Here is a 20,065-nt window from a genome sequence, read left to right as displayed (position 1 = left end):
ACTGAATGCTACCCTTCATGCATCTTCGTAGGCTTATGTCCAACCATCAATGGGTACCGACCAACCAGCGCTGGACGGCCCTCGGGCGTGGGCTTGTCATAGCCATGGCATGGCTGATGGCGTGCGGCGCAATGGGGCACGCCCAAACCACCACGAATCTGTACGTCGATGCCTCCGCCACGGGCTCTGAGACAGGGGAATCGTTCGCCAACGCGTACACCTCGCTGCAAGATGCTTTGGCAGAGGCCAATGCGGGGAGTGCCGATACATACATCATCAACATTGCCGAGGGCGCGTACTATCCCGATGAGGGACAGGGGGAGACAGACGGAGACCGCACGGCATCGTTTACTATCACGCGCAGTGGCATCGTGCTAAAGGGCGGCTACCCGGCGGGCGGCGGCATTCGCGATCCGCAGCAGTACCGCACGGTGCTCAGCGGCGACATTGAGCAAAATGACGCTGTTGATGGCGACAACATTGTGCAAGCCCCTGGCGACCGTACAGGAAGCAACGCGCACCACGTGCTAGAGATCGTGCCTGCAAGCACAAACGGAGCCCCGATAGAGGTGCGCGGCCTCACCATTACGGGCGGGCATGCCAATGGAAGCGGTGAGGCGGCCAATGGCGGTGGCATATACACGCGGCCGTCGGTTGCAGCTGGAGCCAGCGTGTTTGTGGGGGTCTTCAATGTACAGATGATAGGCAACGAAGCCAAAGGGGCTGGTGGGGGCATGTACGTGCGCCCAAACTCGGGTAGTGCCAATGTAACCGCCCATCGCGTGGTTTTCGCGTCCAACGCAGGAAACACAGGCGGCGGCTTCTACGCTGCAAACGGAGGAGGGGACACAGAGGCGAAACTGGTTAACACCGTGCTCCATGCGAACAGCGCAACCGACGGCGGTGCCCTGTGGGCCGGGGATGGGGGGACGTTGAAACTGATTCATGTGGGTGCTGCGCAAAACAACGCCTCGGGGAGCGCCAACGCCCTGTACGCCGGAGCCAATGCCGACGTGCGCGTCCAAAACAGCTGGTTTGCAAGCAGCGCGGCGGGAGCCGATGTCGTGACAAATGCGCCAACCACCGCACGGATGGCTCATACGCTTCTCGATGAGCCGTTTCCCGCTGGCTTTACGAATGACGGAGGGATGCTAACGCAGCAGTCGGCCGATGTGTCGAATATCACCACGCCCCGCGGGCCCGATGGGCAATGGCTTACGTTTGATGATGGGCTGCGCCTGCGAAGAGCCTCGGCAATGCTGGATGCTGGCGCGACTTCTGACCTGGTAGGCTTCGATAATGACTTTTCAATCATCGCTGACGCGTTGGATCTGGACGGTGATGGTATAACCAACGAGTTTTGGGCGCAGGACATCCGCAGTACGCCTCGCAACCAGGAGGCAGCGCCCGACCTTGGGCCCTACGAAGGCGCGCTAGACTTCCCCAAATTGTTCTACGTGGATGATAGCGCGACGGGCGCCGGCGACGGCACGTCGTGGAGCGATGCCTTCACAAACCTCCAAGATGCGTTGGCGCAGGCCACATCCAACGACAGCATCGTCGTAGCCGCCGGCACCTACTATCCGGATGAGGGCACTGCGCAATCGCCCGATGACCGCCTGGCTAGTTTCAACCTCACGCCGGGCGTAACCGTGTACGGCGGCTTTGCCGGAACCGAGACGTTCAGCGCGGCCACCTGGGGGCAAACGCTCCGCAATCGCGACCTGCAAGCCAACGCCACCATCTTGAGTGGAGAGATTCAGCAGGACGGCGATGCGACCAACAACAGTTATCATGTAGTAACGGCGCGTCAAACCTTTAGCCCGATAACCGATTTGGGCACGGGCCTAGATGGCGTGACCATTGCCAACGGATACGCGAACGATGGGACGGACATTGACGAGGACGGGTACCCGGAGAACGTAGGAGGTGGGCTTTTACTGTTAGGCGGTACCGACGCAGGCGTGAGTCCTGCATTTGCGCGCGTCATCATTCGGGACAACTACGCGTCGGCAAACGGCGGCGGCGCCTTTTTTGCTACGGGTGGCGAGCCCGCCTTTACCAATGTGACGTGGCGGCAAAACGAAGCCGGGCAGGGTGGCGGTGCGCTCTATCTGGATGCTGACGGTCCTACGGCCCCCCGCCTCGTGAACAACGTGTTTGCGGGCAATACGGCCGCGCGAGGCGGCGCCCTTGGCGTGCAGAGCGGCTCATACATCTTCTCGTCCTTTGGTCCGAAGCCGCGCCTCCTCAACAGTACGGTGGTAGGCAACACAGCCACGAGTGGAAGCGTGAGTGGCGCGGCCATCGACAACCGTGGCGACTACACCCTCCAGATTGAGAACACGATCTTCCGCAGCAACACGGCCGCCAATGGGACGCCCGTCTACAACAGCAGCTCGCAGCCGCTTGAGGTCTCTCAGGTGCTTCTGGCCAATGGTGCAGCTGACATCAGCGGGGGCGGGGGGGTTGTCGATGGCGGCGGATCGGAAGGCGTTGGGGCACAGTCGCCCCCCATTCTTACGGGCAATCCGCTGTTTCGCGATGCCAATGGCGCCGATGACACGTTTGGAACGCCCGATGACAGCCTGCACGTTAACTGGGCGTCACCGGTTATCAACGCCGGTGCGTTTGTGCCTTCCGATGTTTCCGATGTTGACTACGACGGTGACACCTTTGAGCGGTTACCGATCGATGCAGCCGGCCAGCCGCGCCTTAGCGGCATGCGCGTAGATATTGGCGCGTTTGAGGGCGGAACTGCCCCAACCAGTGCAACCCTTTACGTCTCCGCCGCAACCGCTGATGATGCTGGCGGCGGGTCGTGGAGCGATCCGTACCGTACGTTGCAAGCGGCTCTATCTGCTGCACGCAACCGCTCCTCTACAGGCAACCCGGTGGGTGCAATCTATGTGGCCGAAGGAACCTACTATCCGGATGACGGCCCGGGGCTTGTGGCCGACAGTCAAGCACTTAGTTTTCAGCTCGTAGATAACGTTAAGGTCTACGGGGGCTTCCAGCCGGGCGGCACGCTTGCAAGCCGCAACCCCGACCCGGCCACCAACAACACGGTCTTGAGCGGCGACCTTGGCGCGCAGCCCGACACCACCGATAACAGCTACCACGTTGTGACAGCGGTGTCCTTCGCCGGAGATTTTCCGCTGAGTGCTCAGACCCTCCTCGATGGGTTTACCATCACGGCAGGCAATGCGCACGCGACGGCCGAAAGTCCACAACCCGGCCCCCCATCGGTGGTGCCCGGCATATTCGGCGGAGGGCTCGCCGTGGCCGCATCAAACACCGGACGTGTGAGCGCTGTGTTTAGGAATCTGCGAGTCATTAAAAACTTCGCTGAGGGTGGAGCCGGCATTGTGGCCGCAACATTCGGGCCGACAGCTGAAGTCAATGCGCAGTTTGTCAATGTTGAAGTGTCTCAAAACGTAGCAAGCGGCACATCAGCCCCCATATCTAACACAGCGGGCGGTATTCTAATTGCCGGCGACGGTTTCACGCGTCCCTTCATATCCAATGCGCGGGTGTGGGGGAACGAAGCACACCAGGGCGCGGCAATAGCTGCGCTTGCTATTGCCGAAGGCGCACGGCTCGCGCCCGCCATTGCCAACACCGTGCTGACGGGCAACCGGGCGATGGCCGATAGCGCGGCCGTGGTGGTGCGCAACCGGGGCGTGACAGGAACTCTTGACGGCTATGTGCGGCCCGCGTTCACCAACGTCACCGTTGCGGGTAATGAGGGATTGAGCGGCGCCGCATTGGGCAGTGTGGTGCAAGCCGACGGCGTCGATGCCTCGGCATTTGAAGTGCGTATCGGAAACGCGATCCTATGGGATAACAACGCGGCGGCCCCGGCCGAGCAAAAAGCCGGAACGGTGCGCATCGACAGCAGCCTTGTGGCAGGCGGCTGGAGCGGCGTAGGCAGCGGCGTTCAAGCGAAAGATCCGCAGTTTGTTGATGGCAACGGGGCCGACAATCAGTGGGGTACGGCAGATGACGACGTGCGGGTGTTGGGGGCATCGGCTGCGCTCAACGCGGGCGGTGCGTCGCTTCTCCCGCTGGATGTCGCAGACCTTGACGGCGATGGACAGACGACCGAGCCGCTGCCGCAGGACATCCGCGACCAGGCGCGTGTGCAGGCGGGCGCCGTGGATGCCGGCGCATATGAAGGAGCGGCCTCGCCCAGCGTAGCACTTGACGCCCCTACATCGGTGACGGGCACGGGCGCGACCCTTAACGGCGCGGTGGTGCCGTACGCCAGTAATGTGTCGGCTACGTTTGCTTATGGGCCTGCGACGGGCGGAAGCACCCAGACCGTCACGGCCGCCCAATCGCCGCTCGCCGGTACCGATTCGGTGGCGGTAAGCGCTGATGTTACGGGCCTCACGCCAAGCACCACCTACGAGGTCACCCTAACGGCAGACGACGGTGCGCGGGCGACGACAAGTACTGCTTTAACGTTCGATACCCCTAACATTCCGCCCACTGTAGCTGACGATAACGCAACGACGCCAGAAGAGACGCCGATCGCCATCGACGTGCTGGCGAACGACAGCGAAGCGGGGAGCGGCCTTGCCGGCATTATTGATACATCTACGGTGGCGGTACAGAGCGGGCCGTCGAATGGCACAACCACTGTTGATAGCCAGACCGGAACGGTCACGTACACCCCGGCTTCCGAATTCAGCGGTACCGATACCTTCACGTACACGGTCGCAGACAAAAGCGGAGCGGTGTCTGGCGAAGCAACCGTGACCGTGACGGTAACGGGCACGAATGACGCGCCGACGATTTCTGCGATTCCCGATAAGACAATTCCGGAAGACGGGACAACGGGACCCATTGCGTTTACCATTGGCGACGCGGAGACGCCCGCGGGCGACCTGACGGTGACGGCTACCAGTGAAGACACGAATCTCGCCCCGCCCAGCAGCATCACCTTTGGGGGCAGTGGAACCGACCGCACGATCACCGTCACCCCGGCTCCTGATGAGTTTGGGTCCACGCAGATTACGGTTGAGGTGAGCGACGGCAGCAAGACGGCCTCGTCTACGATGCAGCTGGAGGTAACGAGCGTACCGGATGCAGCAACGATCACCGATCCGCCGGTGGTCTCGAACGTGGAGCGCACGGGCGCGCAGTTCAGCGCCTCGGTCAATCCGAACGAGGAGACCACGACGATAACGTTCGTGGTAGACGGCGGTGGAACGACCACCGAGATACCGGCGGATCAGAGTCCCATTTCGGGCACTGCGCCGGTGGATGTCAGCGCTACGGCTGCGAATTTAGTGCCGGGCGTAGCGTACGAGGTGCGTGTCCGGGCCGATAATGCGGCGGGCTCCGTGTCGAGTGCCCCAACCGCCTTTACGACGCCCAATCCGATACTTGCGGTTTCGCCCGACTCGGTCGGGTTGGGGGCCTTCATCGTCGACGCACAGGCCCCGGTGTCAACTATCACCATTGCTAACAGCGGGACCGGCACGCTTTCCATCGACGACGTGCAACTTACGGGGAGCGCGTTTGCGATCGTGGAGGACACGGGCGAGCAAACCCTGTCGGCCAACGCGACGCGCGACGTTCGTCTGGCGTTCGAAGCATCAGCGCCTGGCACGTACAGCGAGCTGCTTACAATCGCTACACCGATCGATACGGCGCAGGTACCGCTTACGGCTCAGGTGGCCGGCATCGACGTGGCGCCCACCACTCCTTTGGTGGCGGGGCAGGGCGGGACTTTGGCGGTGACCGTTGCCGGTGGATTCGTGCCAAGCGAACAGGCACTGTTGTATCGGCCCGTGGGCGCGTCGGCCTTCACGCGCCAGCCGCTCACGGGAGCGGGGGAAGGGCGCTGGACCGCACCGTTGCCGGATAGCGCGGTGACCATACGCGGCGTGGAGGCATACGTGGTGCTCCGCACGGCCCAGGATACGCTCGCCTGGCCTCGTGGGGGCGTTGCCGCATCGCGGGACAATCCGGCCGTGCTGCCCACGCAGTTCGAAGCCCCGTTGCAAGCCCCCGGTCCGTTCCGTCCGGAGACGTACGCGATGGTCTCGGTGCCCGTCGCCCCGCGCGACTCAAGCATTCAAGGCATATTTGAAGACGACTACGGCACGGCCGACCCCGAGACGTGGCGCGTGCTGGCATGGGATCCAGAAGCAGAATCGTACCGGGCCTATCGGTCCATTGAAGCATTACCGCCGGGGCGGGCCGTATGGCTCATTACAAAAGATGGGCGCTCGTTCGATGTAGATGCCGGCCGGTCCACCGCGGGCGACACGAGCCGCGTAACGCGCGTGCTGCCGCCGGGGTGGAGCCAGATTGCCGTGCCGTACCCGTTCCCTGTTGCCTGGGCCGACGTTGCCGGTGCGGAAGCCCTTGGCGCACCGGTGGGATACGCCGACGGCCAGTATCGCTACGACCGTGCGGTGCTGCAGCCCTGGAATGGCTACTTTGTGTACAACCCCACCCAGCGCCCGGTGCGCATTACCCTGCCGGCGAAAGCGGCCTCGCCCGGGGCACCTGCACCGGCCAATGCCCGCGCGAAGAAAGAGCAGGCCGCGTATGCGTTGCAGGTCACCACGCAGTGGCCCGCGCGCGGCGTGTCCGATCAGCCGGTGCAGCTGGGCCTTATGGAGGGGGCCGCCCAAAGCTACGATGCCTACGATCGTGCCAAGGCCCCGAGCATTGGCACGCCGCATGTTCGTACGTCAATCGTGAGTGGCGACCACGCGCTCGCAGCCAGCTATCAGCCGCCCAGCCCCGCCGGGCGCGTGTGGGACCTGCGCGTGTCGACCCATAGCGCGACGCGGCTCCCTACAACCAACACCGTTCGCTTGCAGCTTACGCCGCAAGGCAACCGCCCCGACGGATTTAAACGCTACGTGTTGGATCTCGACAAGCGCGCCTTTATCCCCGTCGACAATGGATCCATCGAAATTACGCTCACGCCGCGGCAGACCACCCGCCGCCTGCGCGTGATTGTGGGCACCAAGGCCTTTGCACAGCAAAAAAGCGAAGGCATACCGCTGCGCGCCTTCAAAAACCGCCTCAAGCCCAACTACCCGAATCCGTTTGAGGAGGGCACGGCGCTTCCCTTTACGCTCAAAGAAAAACGCTCCGTACGCGTGGCCATCTACAACATCCTGGGGCAGCGCGTCCGGTGGATGACGCTCGGAGAAAAAGCAGCCGGACGCCACGTGGTGCGGTGGGACGGCCGGAACCAGCACGGGCAGCTGGTGGGAAGCGGGGTGTACTTCTACCGCATTACGGCCGGTGACTTCGTGGCCACGCGCAAGATGACCCTGGTACGCTAAGACGCATGATGCACGCTGCACACATAGGTCGCGCATTCTCTCGCGCTTACCCCATGAATGGAAACACGCCGTTCCGGATATGGTGCGTCGCAACGTGGGCCGCACTCCTGCTCCTTGTGGCCCCGCTCGTGGCCATGGGCCAGGCCGAGCAATTGGGCAGCCGGGTGCAACGGTATCGCGTGCATGTGCGCCCGGTGCTGCAACAGTACGAGGTTGCCGGGCAGTCGTTTACGCAGTGGAGTACAGAGCTGGAGGCGGTGGCGCCGCTCACGCCGCAGTGGCAGGTGCGTGCACGGCTGGCAGGGGCTGCCGTGACCGGAGCGCCGGCCAACGTGCAAGGCTTTTCCAACGTGCAACTCGGGGCCACCTACGTGTATGAAGACGTCCCGGGCAGCGTGCTTTCTACAGTAGCGGTCGACGTGCCGGTGGGCACCAAGCAGTGGGATTTGGCAGAGCTACAGGCCCTCGGGCGTCTCAGCCAGGGGCCGTATGGCTTCCGGGTGACAGCGTTTGGGCAAGGGTGGGGCCTTACGCCTCGTGTGGCGTGGGCCGTTCCGCTGGGCGCGCGCTTCGTGCTTGGGCTCGGCGCTTCGTACCGCTACCTTGGGCCCTACACCCCCTTCCGACAAATGGCGGGGACGTACGACCCCGGCGACGTGTTTACCGCAACCCTAGGCGGCGACCTACAGCTCTCGCGGTCGGATGTCCTGTCAGTGGATGGGAGCTTTTCGACGTACGCCACCGACACGGCCAACGAGCAGCCGTATTTTTCGCCGGGCAACCAGTGGACGCTTGCGCTCCGGTACGAGCACACGTTTGCCTTCGACCGGCTGGCGGTGGTGGGCTTTTACCGGTACCGCGCCCAAGGCGAGCTGCAGCGCCAGGATGGATCGGGCGTGTCGGCTCTTGCGCCCGAGCGGGTGTTGCCCTCGCACGGGCAGGTGCATGTGGCGTATCGCCACCGCTTTCAGTACGGCATGTATGGGCGCGTCTTGCTGCGCGGCGCCCACTACGATGCGTCGATTGTGTTGCCTGCACAGACCTACGGCCATGCGCAGCTGCGGTGGACGTGGCGCGTCAGTGATCGGTGGGGCCTTGCCCCGCATGTGGGCGTTTCCATTGGCGACGTAACGGGCGGCGAGGTGGGCCTGCGTACCACCGTGTTTCTGCCCTGACGGCACGGGCCGCGCCCAGGCTGCACCGCGGCATGCTCTTTAGATAGAATTCGCTTGTGCCCGGGCGTAGGATCCAAGATGTTATGGGTAACCATCCGTCTTTTTTTGGCCTTCCCGTGCGCCCATGACTGAGCCTTCTACTTCCGCAACGCGCACCACCGTCAAGACGCCGCTCGCGCCCGCAGCCATTGGGCCCTACAGCCAGGGCGTTCTGGTTGACCACACGCTGTTTGTGTCCGGGCAAATTGCCATCGATCCCGAAACGGATAGCATGATCGAGGGCTCGGTGGAAGAAGAAACCAAGCGCGTGCTTGACAATGTGGGCGCCGTGCTTAACGCGGCAAGCATGACCTACGAAAACGCGGTCCGCTGCACCGTTTACCTCACCGACATTAACGATTACGCGCAGGTGAATGAGGTGTACGCCCGCTACTTCAACGAGACGCCGCCGGCGCGTGTGGCGGTAGAGGTGGCCTCGCTGCCGCGCGGCGCCCGCGTAGAAATCTCGTGCGTCGCAGTGCGCTAGGCGTTGTCTGAGGCGTTTGCGGCTGCCCGGCCGGGCGCCCCGAAGGATGTTCAGACAGCGCATTGTCCCTTCCCCAATCGATAGTTGCAGGCGAGCGCATGGGTGACGTATGGTCGGTGCAGGCCCTAACAAGCAAGCTGCATGGGCTCGTTGAAGCGCACTACGGCGACGTGTGGGTGGCTGGCGAGCTTTCGAATGTTAACCGCGCCGCTTCGGGGCATTGCTACTTCACGCTGAAAGACGACGCGGCCCAAATCCAATGCGTGATGTGGCGCTACCGGGTGCGGCATCTGCCGTTTGAGCCGTCCGATGGCGACCGGGTGCAGGTGCGCGCCGCGGCAGGCATCTACGAGAAGCGCGGGCAACTGCAGCTGATGGTGCAGGTGATGAAGCCCGCCGGACGCGGCGCACAGCAAGCTGCGTTTGAGCAGCTCAAGGCGACGCTAAAGGCCGAAGGATTGTTTGCGGCGGAGCGGAAGCAGTCGTTGCCGTCGTTCCCGCATACCGTGGGTATTGTCACCTCCGGAAGCGGCGCGGCCTTCCACGACATGCGCACGGTGCTACAGCGGCGCTATCCGCTGGCGCAGGTGGTGCTCTGCCCGGTGCCCGTCCAAGGAACCGAGGCGCCCACGGCCATCGCCCGCGCCATCCGGCGGTTCGACGCCCTCCCCGCTAGCGATGCCCGGCGGCCAGACGTTCTCCTTGTGGGCCGCGGCGGCGGCTCGACGGAAGACCTGTGGGCGTTCAACGAAGAGGGGGTGGCGCGCGCCATTGCCGAGGCGACGGTGCCCATCATCAGCGCGGTGGGGCACGAAACGGACGTCTCCATTGCCGACTTTGTGGCCGATGCGCGCGCGGCAACGCCCTCGATGGCGGCCGAGATTGCGGTGCCCGATCAGCAGGAGCTCCGTGAGCAGGTGCGGGGCTTGCACCAACGGATGCGCGCCAACGTGCACGACCGGGTGCGCACGGCCCGCGGCGCGGTGGAGCGCCTGGTGCAATCGCGCGCGTTCCACAGCCCCGTCACGCGGCTGCACAACGCGCAGCAGCGCCTCGATCATCTGGTGGATCGCTTGCAGCGGGCCGGCCGTGCGATGGTGCGCGAGCGCCGGCAGCGGGTGGCCACATTGCAGCAACAGCTGCGCAGCCTCGATCCCGAGGCGCCGCTGCGGCGCGGCTACGCGCTGGTGCAACGAGACGGCACGGTGGTGCCTACGGCTGCGGCGGCCGAACCGGGCACACGCCTTACGCTACGCTTTGCCGATGGTACGCGCGTTGTCGAGGTCCAGGCGTAAGAAGCTGTTTGGCAGAATGTCCATGGCCTGTGGCTTCTTCGCGGATCTTGTGCAGAACGGATGCGGCACGCGCCCGGTAGCGCCGCTACAGGGCTTGTTTGGGCTCCGTTCCTGCACGTCGCCCGCTGTGTCTCGGCTGAATATCCATTCATCAAACAGCCCCTAGCGCCGCGAAGGCGGCGCGTCAGCGTGCGGCATCGGTTATGCGCCGGAGCGCGTCCACGGCCAGCCGGTAGCCCGCCACGCCCAATCCGCTAATTTGCCCCCGGCACGCCCCGGCCGTGCGCGAGGTCTGCCGGAAAGGCTCGCGGGCGTGGATGTTGGACAGGTGCACCTCGATGACCGGCGGCTGGATGGCGGCGATGGCGTCGCGCAAGGCCACGGAGGTATGCGTGTAGCCGCCCGGATTGAAGACGACGCCCGTATAGTCTTCTTGGTGGGCGGCGTGGAGCGCGTCGATAAGGGCGCCCTCGTGGTTCGACTGGACGAAGCGGAAGCGCACGTCCGGAAAGGCCGCCTCCAGCATCGCCTGCAGGTCGCCGAGCGTGGTGGTGCCGTACGTGTCGGGTTCGCGGGTGCCCAGCAGGTTTAGGTTGGGACCGTTGAGGATAAGCAGGGAAAGGGCCATGGTTACGCGTCGATGGTGAAGGTGAGGCCGTCGTAGCCCAACGCGATGCCCGCGGGGAGCCGCGCGTTCTGCTCGGCGTGGCGCACGTTGTGCGTCATGTGCACGAAAAACGTCTGCGTGGCGCCGATGCGCTCGGCCGTGGCAACGGCTTCGTCGAACGAGAGGTGCGTGGGGTGCGCCTTGGGCCGCAGGGCATCGAGCACCAGCACGTCCAGGCCTTCCAGCAGCGCAAAGCTGTCTTCGGGAATCGTGCTCACGTCGGTAAGGTAGGCAAACCGCCCCACGCGGTAGCCGTACACCGGCAGCGATCCGTGCAGTAGCGGCACCGGCGTTACTTGCACCGCGGCGCCATCTTCGTGGCGGCTGTCCACACAGAACGCATCCGCAACCGCCTCCAGATACACACGGGCCGCCCCGGGGTAGGGCGCGCTGCCAAACACGTAGTCGTACTTCTCGCGCAGGATCTCCACCGTTTGCGGCGGCCCGTAGCACGGCATGGGCGTGCGGTTTTGAAAGAAATAGGGCCGCAGGTCGTCGAGGCCCGCGATATGATCGAAGTGGTGATGCGTGTAGCACACCGCATCGAGGCGATGCACGCCGTAGGTAAGGGCCTGTTGACGAAAATCGGGGCCGGTGTCGATCAAGAGCCCCAGGCTACCGGCCCGCACGTAGGCCGCGCAGCGCAGGCGCGTGTCTTTTGGGTCGGGCGAGGTGCACACCGGGCAGTCGCACCCCAGCACGGGCACGCCGGTGGAGGTGCCCGTGCCCAGGAGGGTTACGTCAAGCGTGGGACTACCGGGCATGCGTGGCCTCCGGCGGCGTCTCAAGCTGCTCCCACGCCTCCTCTAGTGCATCACGAACAGACGGCTTGAGGTAGATGGTGTCGAGCGGCGCATCGCGCAGCGCGTCGGCCAAAATACGCAGCCGCACTTCTGGCATGTGCCGCTTGTTGAGCATGATGACGGGTGTGCCCGCCACGGTGCAGCGTCCGCCGCGAAAGTTGCCTTTCTCGGTGCGTACCTCCATGCCCAGCTGCTCGGCGGCCTGCTTGAGTTCCTGTAAGATGGTCGTTGGTTTCATAGCATGGGCTCAATGAGCCGTAGCGGCGCCGGGTTCCAATGCAGCGCAGGGCGCTTCGGTAGGGCGCGGCCGCCGAACGCTTTCGACCTAATGCTCAGGCGGTTGGTGTAGACGTGCTTTGCAGTTGAAACTGCTTTGGCGTGGTGCCCACGTGCTCCTTGAACGTGCTAATGAAGTGGCTGAGGCTGCTAAAGCCCACCGCGTCGCTGATGTCCGTTACCGAGCGGTCGGTGGTGCGCAGGAGCTCTCGGGCGCGCCGCATGCGCTCGCGCGTGAGGAACTGCACGGGCGTCATGCCCAGTTCATTGCGAAAGTAACGGTAGAAGCTCGATGTGCTCATGCACGCCTTGGCTGCCAGTTCGTCGACCGTGAGCGACGCATCCAGATGGTCGCGGGCGTACTGAATGGCCGCCGCGAGGCCGTGGCGTGGGGCGTGCTCCGACGGATTGCACAACAGCAGGGCGCGCGACTTCGTCTGCAGCATGCGAATGACCAACTCGGCGGCGTTCAGGTCGATGAGTGTGTCGCGGTGAGGGCCCGCCTCGTCATCGGTAAAGAGGGAAAGGAGCGACAGCAGCACCCGCTCGATGCCGTTCGAGTTTTGGAAGTGGCAGTAGCTCAGTTCATCGGCCGACCAGTCACGGGCCTCGGGAGGGCGGGGCATCTGTTCGTTCATCCGGTCCACCAGCCGCCGCACCTTGTCGGTGTCAATCTCTAGCGTAAGGCACTTGGTAGGCGTTTCGTCCGCTTCCGGAAAGTCGATGTAGATGGTCTCCATGGGCGGCACAACGAGCGACTCGCCGGGCAAAAAATCGAACGGGGCCGCATCGGCATCGGGCAGATGCACCACCTTTTTTCCGGTGACCATGCCGCAATACAACGGATGGGCCGCCCGCAAGGCCACCCGCTGCGCCGCGGCGTAGGTGTCGTACACCGAGAACTGAATGTCGCGGCCGCCGAACGACGTGCGGTTTTCAACGAGTGTTTGAAGCGAGCCGGGGGCGGGCGCAGCGGATGCAAGAGCCTCCATGAGAGCACGAGGAAGGCGGTGAAGAAAAATTCACGGAGTGCAGTACTGAAAGCGCTTCGCCCGTCAAATGATTCCCAACCCGGGGCCCGCGACAAGAGCGCCGCGCGCTGCCCGCTAGGCATTGAGAGAATAGCGCAACTTTTTGGGAGAATATGAAGGTTTATTGATGGAAGCGCTTCCTATACTAATCATGATCCGTGAGAGCTGTGTGCCTACGTGCGGGGCTTGGCCCATGCCGGCCCGGGCGTTGGCCCCGCCACCACTACGCGGCACAGCCTTTCGGTCCCTTCACGTACTTCTTTTGTTGACAGCGAGCGACCCATGATTTACGATCGTCCCAATTTCCAAGACACCTATGGCAACTACATCGGTGGTGCGTTTGTGGACCCGGTGGATGGCGAGTACTTCGACAACCCCTCGCCCATCGACGGTGAAAACTACTGCCGCGTGGCGCGCTCGAATGCGAGCGATGTAGCGCGGGCCCTGGATGCGGCGCACGACGCCCGCGAGGCATGGGGCAGCACCTCGGCCACCGAACGCGCCAACATCCTGAACAAGATTGCCGATCTTACCGAAGAGAACCTGGAGTTTCTCGCGCGCTGCGACACGGTAGACAACGGCAAGCCGATCCGCGAAACGCTCAACGCCGACCTGCCGCTGGTGGTGGATCACTTCCGGTACTTTGCGGGCGTGATTCGCGCTGAAGAGGGCTCCGTCGCAGAGCTCGACAGCGATACGGTAGCCATGCACGTGCCCGAGCCGCTGGGCGTGGTGGGGCAAATCATTCCGTGGAACTTCCCCCTCCTGATGGCCGCCTGGAAGATTGCGCCGGCCCTGGCCGCGGGAAACTGCACCGTGGTGAAGCCGGCCGAGCAAACGCCGGTCTCCATCATGGAGTGGATAAAGCTGGTTGACGAGGCGGATCTGCTGCCGCCGGGCGTGCTCAACATTGTGCAGGGCTTTGGGCCCGAGGTGGGCAAGCCGCTGGCCAAGAGCGAGCGCATTGCCAAAGTGGCGTTCACCGGCGAAACCACCACCGGCCGCCTCGTCATGCAGTACGCGTCGGAGAACTTGATTCCGGTGACGATGGAGCTGGGCGGCAAGAGCCCCAACGTGTTCTTTGAGAGCGTGATGGACGCCGACGATGCGTTCTGGGACAAGTGCCTGGAAGGCGCCGCCATGTTTGCGCTGAATCAGGGCGAGGTGTGCACCTGCCCGAGCCGCATCCTGGTGCAAGAGTCCATTGCCGATGACTTTGTGGAGGCGGTGGTCGACCGGGTGAAGAACATCCGGGTGGGCAACCCGCTAGACACCGAAACGCAGGTGGGCGCGCAGGCGTCAAACGACCAGTACGAGAAGATCAAAAACTACTTTGAGGTGGGGCGCCAGGAGGGCGCTGAAGTGCTTGTAGGCGGCAAGGTGGCCAAGGCGAAGGGCTTGGCTGTGGCCGCAGGCGGCGATGGCGAGCCCGTCAATAAGGGCTACTACATCGAACCCACGATCTTTAAGGGGCACAACCAGATGCGCGTGTTTCAGGAAGAGATCTTTGGGCCGGTGACGAGCCTGACGACGTTCAAAGACGAGGCGGAGGCCATCGAGATTTCCAACGAAACCCTCTACGGCCTTGGCGCCGGCGTGTGGACGCGCGATGCGCACCAGCTGTACCAGGTGCCGCGTGCGATTAAAGCGGGCCGCGTGTGGGTGAACTGCTACCACTTGTATCCGGCCCATGCAGCCTTTGGCGGCTACAAGAAGAGCGGATTTGGGCGCGAGAACCACAAGATGATGCTCAACCACTACCGCCAGACCAAAAACATGCTCATCAGCTACGATAAGAACGCAATGGGCTTCTTCTAGACCTCAAAGCGTTATGGCGGTTCATCCTGAGCTCGGTACGGCGGTCTTGCGCCTTCCAGCCTATTGCTTCAGCGGAGATTTCGCGCCGCGCTCAGGATGATAGGCCAATGTTGAAGACGGATCTTTCGCGGATCGGTCTTCCCATCGATAGAAGATAGATACGGCATACCTGGCACCAGTGCGACCTCGTGCTGGTGCCGAGGCCGTTTCTATAATTCATTGCTTCACAACCTCTTTCCCCGATTGACCTTGTTCCAATGTCAAAGAAGATGAAAGCTGCGGTTGTTCATGAATTCGGCAAACCGCTTTCGATTGAAGACCACCCCACTCCCGAACCCGGCCCCGATGAGATCCTCGTAAACGTGCAGGCTAGTGGCGTTTGCCACACAGATCTACATGCTGCAGATGGCGACTGGCCCGTGAAGCCAAAACTGCCGTTAATCCCTGGCCACGAGGGCGTGGGCTACGTAGCCGGTGTGGGCCGCAACGTGACAGTCGTTAAAGAAGGCGATGCCGTAGGCGTCCCTTGGTTGTACACCGCATGCGGCGTGTGCGAGCACTGCCGCGGTGGCTGGGAAACACTGTGCCACCAACAAGAAAACGCTGGCTACAGCGTAGATGGCGGCTACGCAGACTATGTCGTGGCCGATCCCGAGTACGTTGGCGTTCTGCCCGACGATCCTGACTTTGTCTCACTCGCGCCGATTTTGTGTGCTGGGGTCACCACATACAAGGGCCTGAAGGTGACTGAGGTGCAGCCCGGTCACTGGGTGCTCATTTCTGGTATCGGCGGGCTCGGCCATCTTGCCGTGCAGTACGCCCGGGCAATGGGCATGCGCGTCGTCGCTGTGGATATTGCGGACGAGAAGCTGAAGCTTGCGGAGGAACTGGGCGCCGACCTCACGATCAATGCGAAAACCCAAGATCCGGGCACCGTCGTGCAGGATGAGATTGGCGGTGTCCACGGCGCTCTCGTAACAGCCGTCTCGACGCCCGCATTCCGGCAGGCGCTCGACACGCTGCGTCGAGGGGCCACGCTCGTTCTCAACGGCCTCCCGCCGGGCGACTTCCCGCTTCCGATCTTCGACACCGTTTTGAACGGCGTCACGATCCGCGGATCCATCGTGGGCACGCGCAACGACTTGCAGGAGTCCATTAACTTCGCGGCCGACGGCCTCGTGCAGGCCCATGTCGAATCCACCGCTCCACTGGATGATATCAACGATGTGTTTGACCGCATGCGCCACGGCGACATCACGGGACGCGTCGTGCTCGACATGACAAACGGTGCAGCGTAGCATCTCCCCAGCCGCTCACCGCTTGACATTCGCTTTCTCAACCAAACCGACCGACGCCACCATGGAGACTCCCGTGCCCCGAGTTATTGTAACCGACGACGCAAAGGCCGTCATCGATCAAGTGCGCGAGCGCCACGGCCCCCTGATGTTTCACCAAAGCGGCGGCTGTTGCGACGGCTCGTCGCCCATGTGCTTTGAGCAGGGCGACTTTCGGCTGGGCGACAGCGACGTAAAGCTGGGCGAGGTGTACGGGTGTCCGTTTTACATGGCGCGCGATCAGTTTGCCTATTGGAAGCACATGCAGCTCACGCTGGATGTGAAAGAAGGCCGTGGCGCAAGCTTCTCGCTGGAAATTCCGATGGGCGTACGATTTGTGATCCGCTCGCGGCTGTTTACGGACGAGGAGGTGGATCGGCTGGAGCCGGTGGAGGCGGTGCATACCTGATCGGGCGGCAGAAATGCTCGTGGGCAGGCGAGGAGCGTGGGGCATCGCATCAGCTCCTGAAGGCGTCGCAGCATTGTTGCGGCCGGCACCGGACCGCTGGATGTGCCTGTTGGTTTGGAGCCGACGTGCGTAAGCCGTTCATGCGTTCCGCCGTCCGATGAAATCCGCTGCTGCGTTGTTGCGCGACCGCCGGTTGCTGCTGCTGTTTGCCGTAACAACGGTGGCGGTGGGCAACGTGTCGAGCATCACGCCGGCGTTTCCGGCGATGATGCAAGCGCTTGGCATCAGCGAAGTGGTGGCGGGCTGGCTGGTGACGGCCTACGCACTGCCGGGCATTGCCTCGGCACCGCTGGTGGGCGTGTGGGCCGACCGGTGGGGGCGCAAGCGGGCGCTGGTGGCGGCGTTGGTGGTGTTTGCGGTGGCCGGATCGGCGTGCGCCGTTGCCCGCTCCTTTCCGCTGCTGGTGGCGCTCCGGGCGGTTCAAGGAGCGGCGGCGGCACCGCTCGTTGCGCTGAGCATTACCATCATTGGCGATCGGTACGACGGCGCGCGTCGCACGACGGCCATTGGCTACAACGCAACGGCCCTTAGCATCTCTACGGCGGCGTACCCGGCCCTGGGCGGTGCACTCGCGGCGCTCGCGTGGTACCTGCCGTTTGCGCTTCCCGTGCTGGCCCTGCCCGTGGCAGCGGGCGTCGCGTGGGGACTCGATCCGCACCCGCCCACGCAGCACAAAACGTTGCAAACTTACGGGCGCGTGGTGCGCGAGGGCCTCGCCCGGCCGCGCGTGCTCCACGTGCTGATTGTGAGCGCAGGCGTGTTTACGCTGCTGTTTGGGGCGTACCTCACATACCTGCCGGTGTTGATGAGCCGGCACCTGGCGGCCTCATCGGTCCTTAGCGGGGGCGTGCTCGCGCTCACGTCGGTGGCCAGTGCGGCGATGGCCACGCAGCTTGGCCGCTTGCAAGCGCACGGTGCGCTGGCGCGTTGGCTTGTGGCGGCGCTTGGCTGCAACGCGCTGGCGTTTGCGCTACTGGCCACCGCCGCTGGGTGGGCGGGCGTGGTGAGCGGTGCGGTGTTGTTTGGGGTAGGGCAGGGCATCAACCAGCCCGCACTGCAAAACCTGCTCGTAGACGCGGCGCCCGCCGAGTCGCGGGCGGTTACGCTGGCCCTCAACAGCACCGCGCTCCGCATCGGCGAAACGATTGGGCCGCTGCTGATGGGCGGACTGCTGCAGTGGGGCGGGGCCCCGGCCGTGTTTGGGGCGGCGGCCCTCGGGGCGGGGCTCCTCGCGGGCCTCGTTCAATTTCTCATCGTGTCGTAGGGACCATTGCCCAACGGTCTGCGTGGAGGCAGCGCGCGGTTTCCCTCAACAGTTTTGCCGGTATGGATTACGATCCGATTAAAGATCGCATGGGGCGCTTTGTGGCGCGGCACCCGCTGTTGCAACGCCTCTTCTACGGGGTGCTCAACATGCTTTTCCTGCGTGCGTGGTACGTGCGCCGCGATGTGCGTCGCCTGTTGCAGCGCTATCCGGTAACCGAACCTGTGCGCGTGCTGGATGCAGGCACGGGCTTCGGACAGTATGCCTACTTCGTGGCGAAAAACTTCCCCAATGCGCACGTTGATGCGGTGGACGTCAAAGACATCTACCTGCAGCGCGCCCGGGCCTTTGTCGAGAAAACCCCGGTGGGGCCGCAGATTGACTTTCGGCACGATGACCTGACCGATCTGCAGGCAGAAGGGCCGTACGACCTGATTATGTCGGTGGATGTGATGGAGCACATCGCCGATGACCGCGCCGTGTTTGGTCACTTTGCGCGCGTGCTACGGCCCGGCGGGCACGTCATCATCAACACGCCCTCCGATCAGGGCGGCTCCGATGTGCAATCGGAAAATGACGAGAGCTTTATCGGGGAGCATGTGCGCGACGGGTACAACCTCGAAGCGCTCGAAGATAAGCTCCGCGCCGCAGGGTTAGCGCCGGTGGTGAGCCGGTACACGTACGGCCCGTACGGCGCAACGGCCTGGCGCTGGCTGATTAAACGGCCCATGCAGTGGCTTGGGGCCACATGGGCGTCGCTCGTTGTGTTGCCGCTCTACTACATCGTGGCCCTGCCGATAGGGCTGTGGCTCAACGCCCGCGACGTGGCGCACGAAAACGAGACAGGCACAGGCGTAATCGTAATCGCGCAGAAGCCCAAAAACTGAGCGGCTACGCATCCAACGACGGCTGGGCCATGTCGAGCGCTTTGGCTTCAGAGAATACTTTGCGACGCGCCACCACGTCTTCGCTATCGTTTACCCGAAACTGCCCCTCAAAGACCAGCGCCGTAGGATCCGAGGCATCGGGGCGTATGGAGCATTGCGGGGTGCCGTCGTCGTAAAAGCCGGTCGATACATCGTACACCAACCCTCTCAGCGGTTGCGCCGTCGATTGGCTCTCGTCAATGATTTGCTGGGCTGCTGCTTTCGCGAAGCAGGCGACCGCTTCGCGACTGAGGGCCGCCTCGTCGAAGAAGTTCTGGACGGCAGGATGAATTGTCATGACACGGGCGAAACGATGCGTACAAAAAGCGCTAATTCAAACTGTTGAATCATAGAAGACAGGGCGCGTTCGGTGCAGAACAGCATCGTTGCGCTTCTTTCTGGCTTGTGATATGCGCCTTCGGATCAAAGCGCCGTAATCATCGTTAACACATTGAATTGTTTTTCACAAAGTAAACCGTGCACGACAAGCGTCCGCGACGAGACCACACAAGGGTTCGCCGTATAGAGGTCTCGTCAAGTTTTAGGCACGTACTTTGTAGTGTGAAAGACGATACGTAGCGGCTTCGCCACAAAACTTCCATTGGACCATGCGCATAGCGACAGTAGCAACTCTATTCTTGCTCCTTGGAACCGCTTTTACGCCGGTGCGGGCTCAGAAGGTTGAGTCGAGCACGAGTGCCATCACGGGCGTTCAGACGATCGAAAGTACGGCGATGCGCGATATAACCATCGACACGTACCCGGGCAACGACGCCGGTTTCCAGGCGATCTACACATACAACCCGAAAGACGGACTGCACACCTGGGGTACGGCGTTTTATGGCTTTGCCGATAAGGAAACGGGCATGGCGAACGTTGGCAACATGACATTGAAGGTCAATGGACGGACGCTTCAGCCGCTGCGCATCAAGACGAAGGTGCGCAACGTGGGAGACACCGTTTTGGAAGTAGTGACGGCCTACTTTTCACGCTCCATCTACGAGCAGATTGCAACAGCAGAGTCGGTGATTGCAGAAATTGGTCCGGCCGTTTTGGAGTTGCCGCATTATGATCGCAAAGACATGCGAATCATTTTGGGCAAGGTGCCGCCCAGCGGCCCGCCGCAGACGGCCAGCACCGATCAGTAGCAGGTGACAAGTGG

The 20,065-nt window shown here is 63.1% G+C and carries 15 protein-coding genes; 10 read left to right on the top strand and 5 right to left on the bottom strand.

What is annotated here, in order from left to right; all coding sequences use genetic code 11:
* Window positions 1–35 precede the first annotated feature (35 nt).
* The 4 genes from SALLO_RS17755 to xseA all read left to right on the top strand — a co-directional run bounded on the left by SALLO_RS17755 (window position 36) and on the right by xseA (window position 10,315).
* Complete coding sequence (locus SALLO_RS17755) at window positions 36–7,319, top strand: Ig-like domain-containing protein (RefSeq protein WP_169577901.1); 7,284 nt, start codon at window positions 36–38, stop codon at window positions 7,317–7,319.
* A 53-nt stretch (window positions 7,320–7,372) separates the two neighbouring features.
* Window positions 7,373–8,494, top strand: a complete 1,122-nt coding sequence (locus SALLO_RS0107515) for a hypothetical protein (protein ID WP_022835699.1) — start codon at window positions 7,373–7,375, stop codon at window positions 8,492–8,494.
* A gap of 124 nt (window positions 8,495–8,618) precedes the next feature.
* Window positions 8,619–9,020, top strand: coding sequence for a RidA family protein (locus tag SALLO_RS0107510; protein WP_022835698.1), 402 nt, complete (start codon window positions 8,619–8,621; stop codon window positions 9,018–9,020).
* 98 nt (window positions 9,021–9,118) lie between these two features.
* Complete coding sequence (xseA, locus tag SALLO_RS0107505; protein WP_022835697.1) at window positions 9,119–10,315, top strand: exodeoxyribonuclease VII large subunit; 1,197 nt, start codon at window positions 9,119–9,121, stop codon at window positions 10,313–10,315.
* A gap of 184 nt (window positions 10,316–10,499) precedes the next feature.
* Here the strand turns inward: xseA and aroQ are convergent, their stop codons facing one another.
* The 4 genes from aroQ to SALLO_RS0107485 form a co-directional block, all read right to left on the bottom strand.
* Window positions 10,500–10,943, bottom strand: coding sequence for a type II 3-dehydroquinate dehydratase (gene aroQ, locus SALLO_RS0107500; RefSeq protein ID WP_022835696.1), 444 nt, complete (start codon window positions 10,941–10,943; stop codon window positions 10,500–10,502).
* Window positions 10,944–10,945: 2 nt separating this feature from the next.
* A complete protein-coding gene (locus SALLO_RS0107495) occupies window positions 10,946–11,746 on the bottom strand; it encodes an MBL fold metallo-hydrolase (RefSeq protein ID WP_022835695.1) in 801 nt (266 codons plus the stop codon).
* The gene (locus SALLO_RS0107490; protein ID WP_022835694.1) at window positions 11,736–12,023 is read right to left on the bottom strand and encodes a hypothetical protein; all 288 of its coding nucleotides are present in this window, start codon (window positions 12,021–12,023) and stop codon (window positions 11,736–11,738) included. Before SALLO_RS0107490 ends, SALLO_RS0107495 begins: the two co-directional genes overlap by 11 nt.
* 94 nt (window positions 12,024–12,117) lie before the next feature.
* Entirely contained in the window at window positions 12,118–13,053 is a 936-nt protein-coding gene (locus tag SALLO_RS0107485) for a helix-turn-helix domain-containing protein (protein ID WP_022835693.1), read from the bottom strand.
* 321 nt (window positions 13,054–13,374) lie between these two features.
* On the opposite strand from SALLO_RS0107485, the gene SALLO_RS0107480 reads away from it, so the two are divergent.
* The 5 genes from SALLO_RS0107480 to SALLO_RS0107460 all read left to right on the top strand — a co-directional run bounded on the left by SALLO_RS0107480 (window position 13,375) and on the right by SALLO_RS0107460 (window position 18,864).
* Window positions 13,375–14,910, top strand: coding sequence for an aldehyde dehydrogenase family protein (locus SALLO_RS0107480; protein WP_022835692.1), 1,536 nt, complete (start codon window positions 13,375–13,377; stop codon window positions 14,908–14,910).
* A gap of 257 nt (window positions 14,911–15,167) precedes the next feature.
* Window positions 15,168–16,208 (top strand): alcohol dehydrogenase AdhP, encoded by a 1,041-nt coding sequence (gene adhP, locus SALLO_RS0107475; protein WP_022835691.1) that lies wholly within the window; start codon window positions 15,168–15,170, stop codon window positions 16,206–16,208.
* Window positions 16,209–16,269: 61 nt separating this feature from the next.
* Window positions 16,270–16,653 (top strand): DUF779 domain-containing protein, encoded by a 384-nt coding sequence (locus SALLO_RS0107470; RefSeq protein ID WP_022835690.1) that lies wholly within the window; start codon window positions 16,270–16,272, stop codon window positions 16,651–16,653.
* Between the two features lie 157 nt (window positions 16,654–16,810).
* Window positions 16,811–17,977: an MFS transporter gene (locus tag SALLO_RS15945; protein WP_022835689.1), complete on the top strand. Its 1,167-nt coding sequence runs from the start codon at window positions 16,811–16,813 to the stop codon at window positions 17,975–17,977.
* Window positions 17,978–18,039: 62 nt separating this feature from the next.
* On the top strand, window positions 18,040–18,864 hold the full coding sequence (locus SALLO_RS0107460) for a class I SAM-dependent methyltransferase (RefSeq protein WP_022835688.1): 825 nt from the start codon (window positions 18,040–18,042) through the stop codon (window positions 18,862–18,864).
* Between the two features lie 4 nt (window positions 18,865–18,868).
* On the opposite strand, the gene SALLO_RS0107455 is transcribed toward SALLO_RS0107460, so the two are convergent.
* Entirely contained in the window at window positions 18,869–19,201 is a 333-nt protein-coding gene (locus tag SALLO_RS0107455; RefSeq protein WP_022835687.1) for a hypothetical protein, read from the bottom strand.
* A gap of 436 nt (window positions 19,202–19,637) precedes the next feature.
* Here SALLO_RS0107455 and SALLO_RS0107450 point away from each other — a divergent pair, with 436 nt between their 5' ends.
* A complete protein-coding gene (locus SALLO_RS0107450; RefSeq protein ID WP_157621333.1) occupies window positions 19,638–20,051 on the top strand; it encodes a hypothetical protein in 414 nt (137 codons plus the stop codon).
* Window positions 20,052–20,065: the final 14 nt, after the last annotated feature.

The organism is Salisaeta longa DSM 21114 (assembly GCF_000419585.1).
In the GTDB taxonomy this organism is placed as follows: Bacteria; Bacteroidota; Rhodothermia; order Rhodothermales; family Salinibacteraceae; genus Salisaeta; species Salisaeta longa.
The sequence above is the reverse complement of the archived record's forward strand: the minus strand, read 5'-3'. Positions and strand labels throughout refer to the sequence as shown.

Bases quoted from the DNA above. Each gene is read 5' to 3' on its own strand.
- SALLO_RS15945 (WP_022835689.1), top strand. From the start codon at position 16,811: ATGAAATCCGCTGCTGCGTTGTTGCGCGACCGCCGGTTGCTGCTGCTG.
- SALLO_RS17755 (WP_169577901.1), top strand. From the start codon at position 36: ATGTCCAACCATCAATGGGTACCGACCAACCAGCGCTGGACGGCCCTC.
- SALLO_RS0107480 (WP_022835692.1), top strand. From the start codon at position 13,375: ATGATTTACGATCGTCCCAATTTCCAAGACACCTATGGCAACTACATC.
- SALLO_RS0107485 (WP_022835693.1), bottom strand. From the start codon at position 13,053: ATGGAGGCTCTTGCATCCGCTGCGCCCGCCCCCGGCTCGCTTCAAACA.
- adhP (WP_022835691.1), top strand. From the start codon at position 15,168: ATGTCAAAGAAGATGAAAGCTGCGGTTGTTCATGAATTCGGCAAACCG.
- xseA (WP_022835697.1), top strand. From the start codon at position 9,119: ATGGGTGACGTATGGTCGGTGCAGGCCCTAACAAGCAAGCTGCATGGG.
- SALLO_RS0107455 (WP_022835687.1), bottom strand. From the start codon at position 19,201: ATGACAATTCATCCTGCCGTCCAGAACTTCTTCGACGAGGCGGCCCTC.
- SALLO_RS0107490 (WP_022835694.1), bottom strand. From the start codon at position 12,023: ATGAAACCAACGACCATCTTACAGGAACTCAAGCAGGCCGCCGAGCAG.
- aroQ (WP_022835696.1), bottom strand. From the start codon at position 10,943: ATGGCCCTTTCCCTGCTTATCCTCAACGGTCCCAACCTAAACCTGCTG.
- SALLO_RS0107495 (WP_022835695.1), bottom strand. From the start codon at position 11,746: ATGCCCGGTAGTCCCACGCTTGACGTAACCCTCCTGGGCACGGGCACC.
- SALLO_RS0107515 (WP_022835699.1), top strand. From the start codon at position 7,373: ATGAATGGAAACACGCCGTTCCGGATATGGTGCGTCGCAACGTGGGCC.
- SALLO_RS0107470 (WP_022835690.1), top strand. From the start codon at position 16,270: ATGGAGACTCCCGTGCCCCGAGTTATTGTAACCGACGACGCAAAGGCC.
- SALLO_RS0107510 (WP_022835698.1), top strand. From the start codon at position 8,619: ATGACTGAGCCTTCTACTTCCGCAACGCGCACCACCGTCAAGACGCCG.
- SALLO_RS0107460 (WP_022835688.1), top strand. From the start codon at position 18,040: ATGGATTACGATCCGATTAAAGATCGCATGGGGCGCTTTGTGGCGCGG.
- SALLO_RS0107450 (WP_157621333.1), top strand. From the start codon at position 19,638: ATGCGCGATATAACCATCGACACGTACCCGGGCAACGACGCCGGTTTC.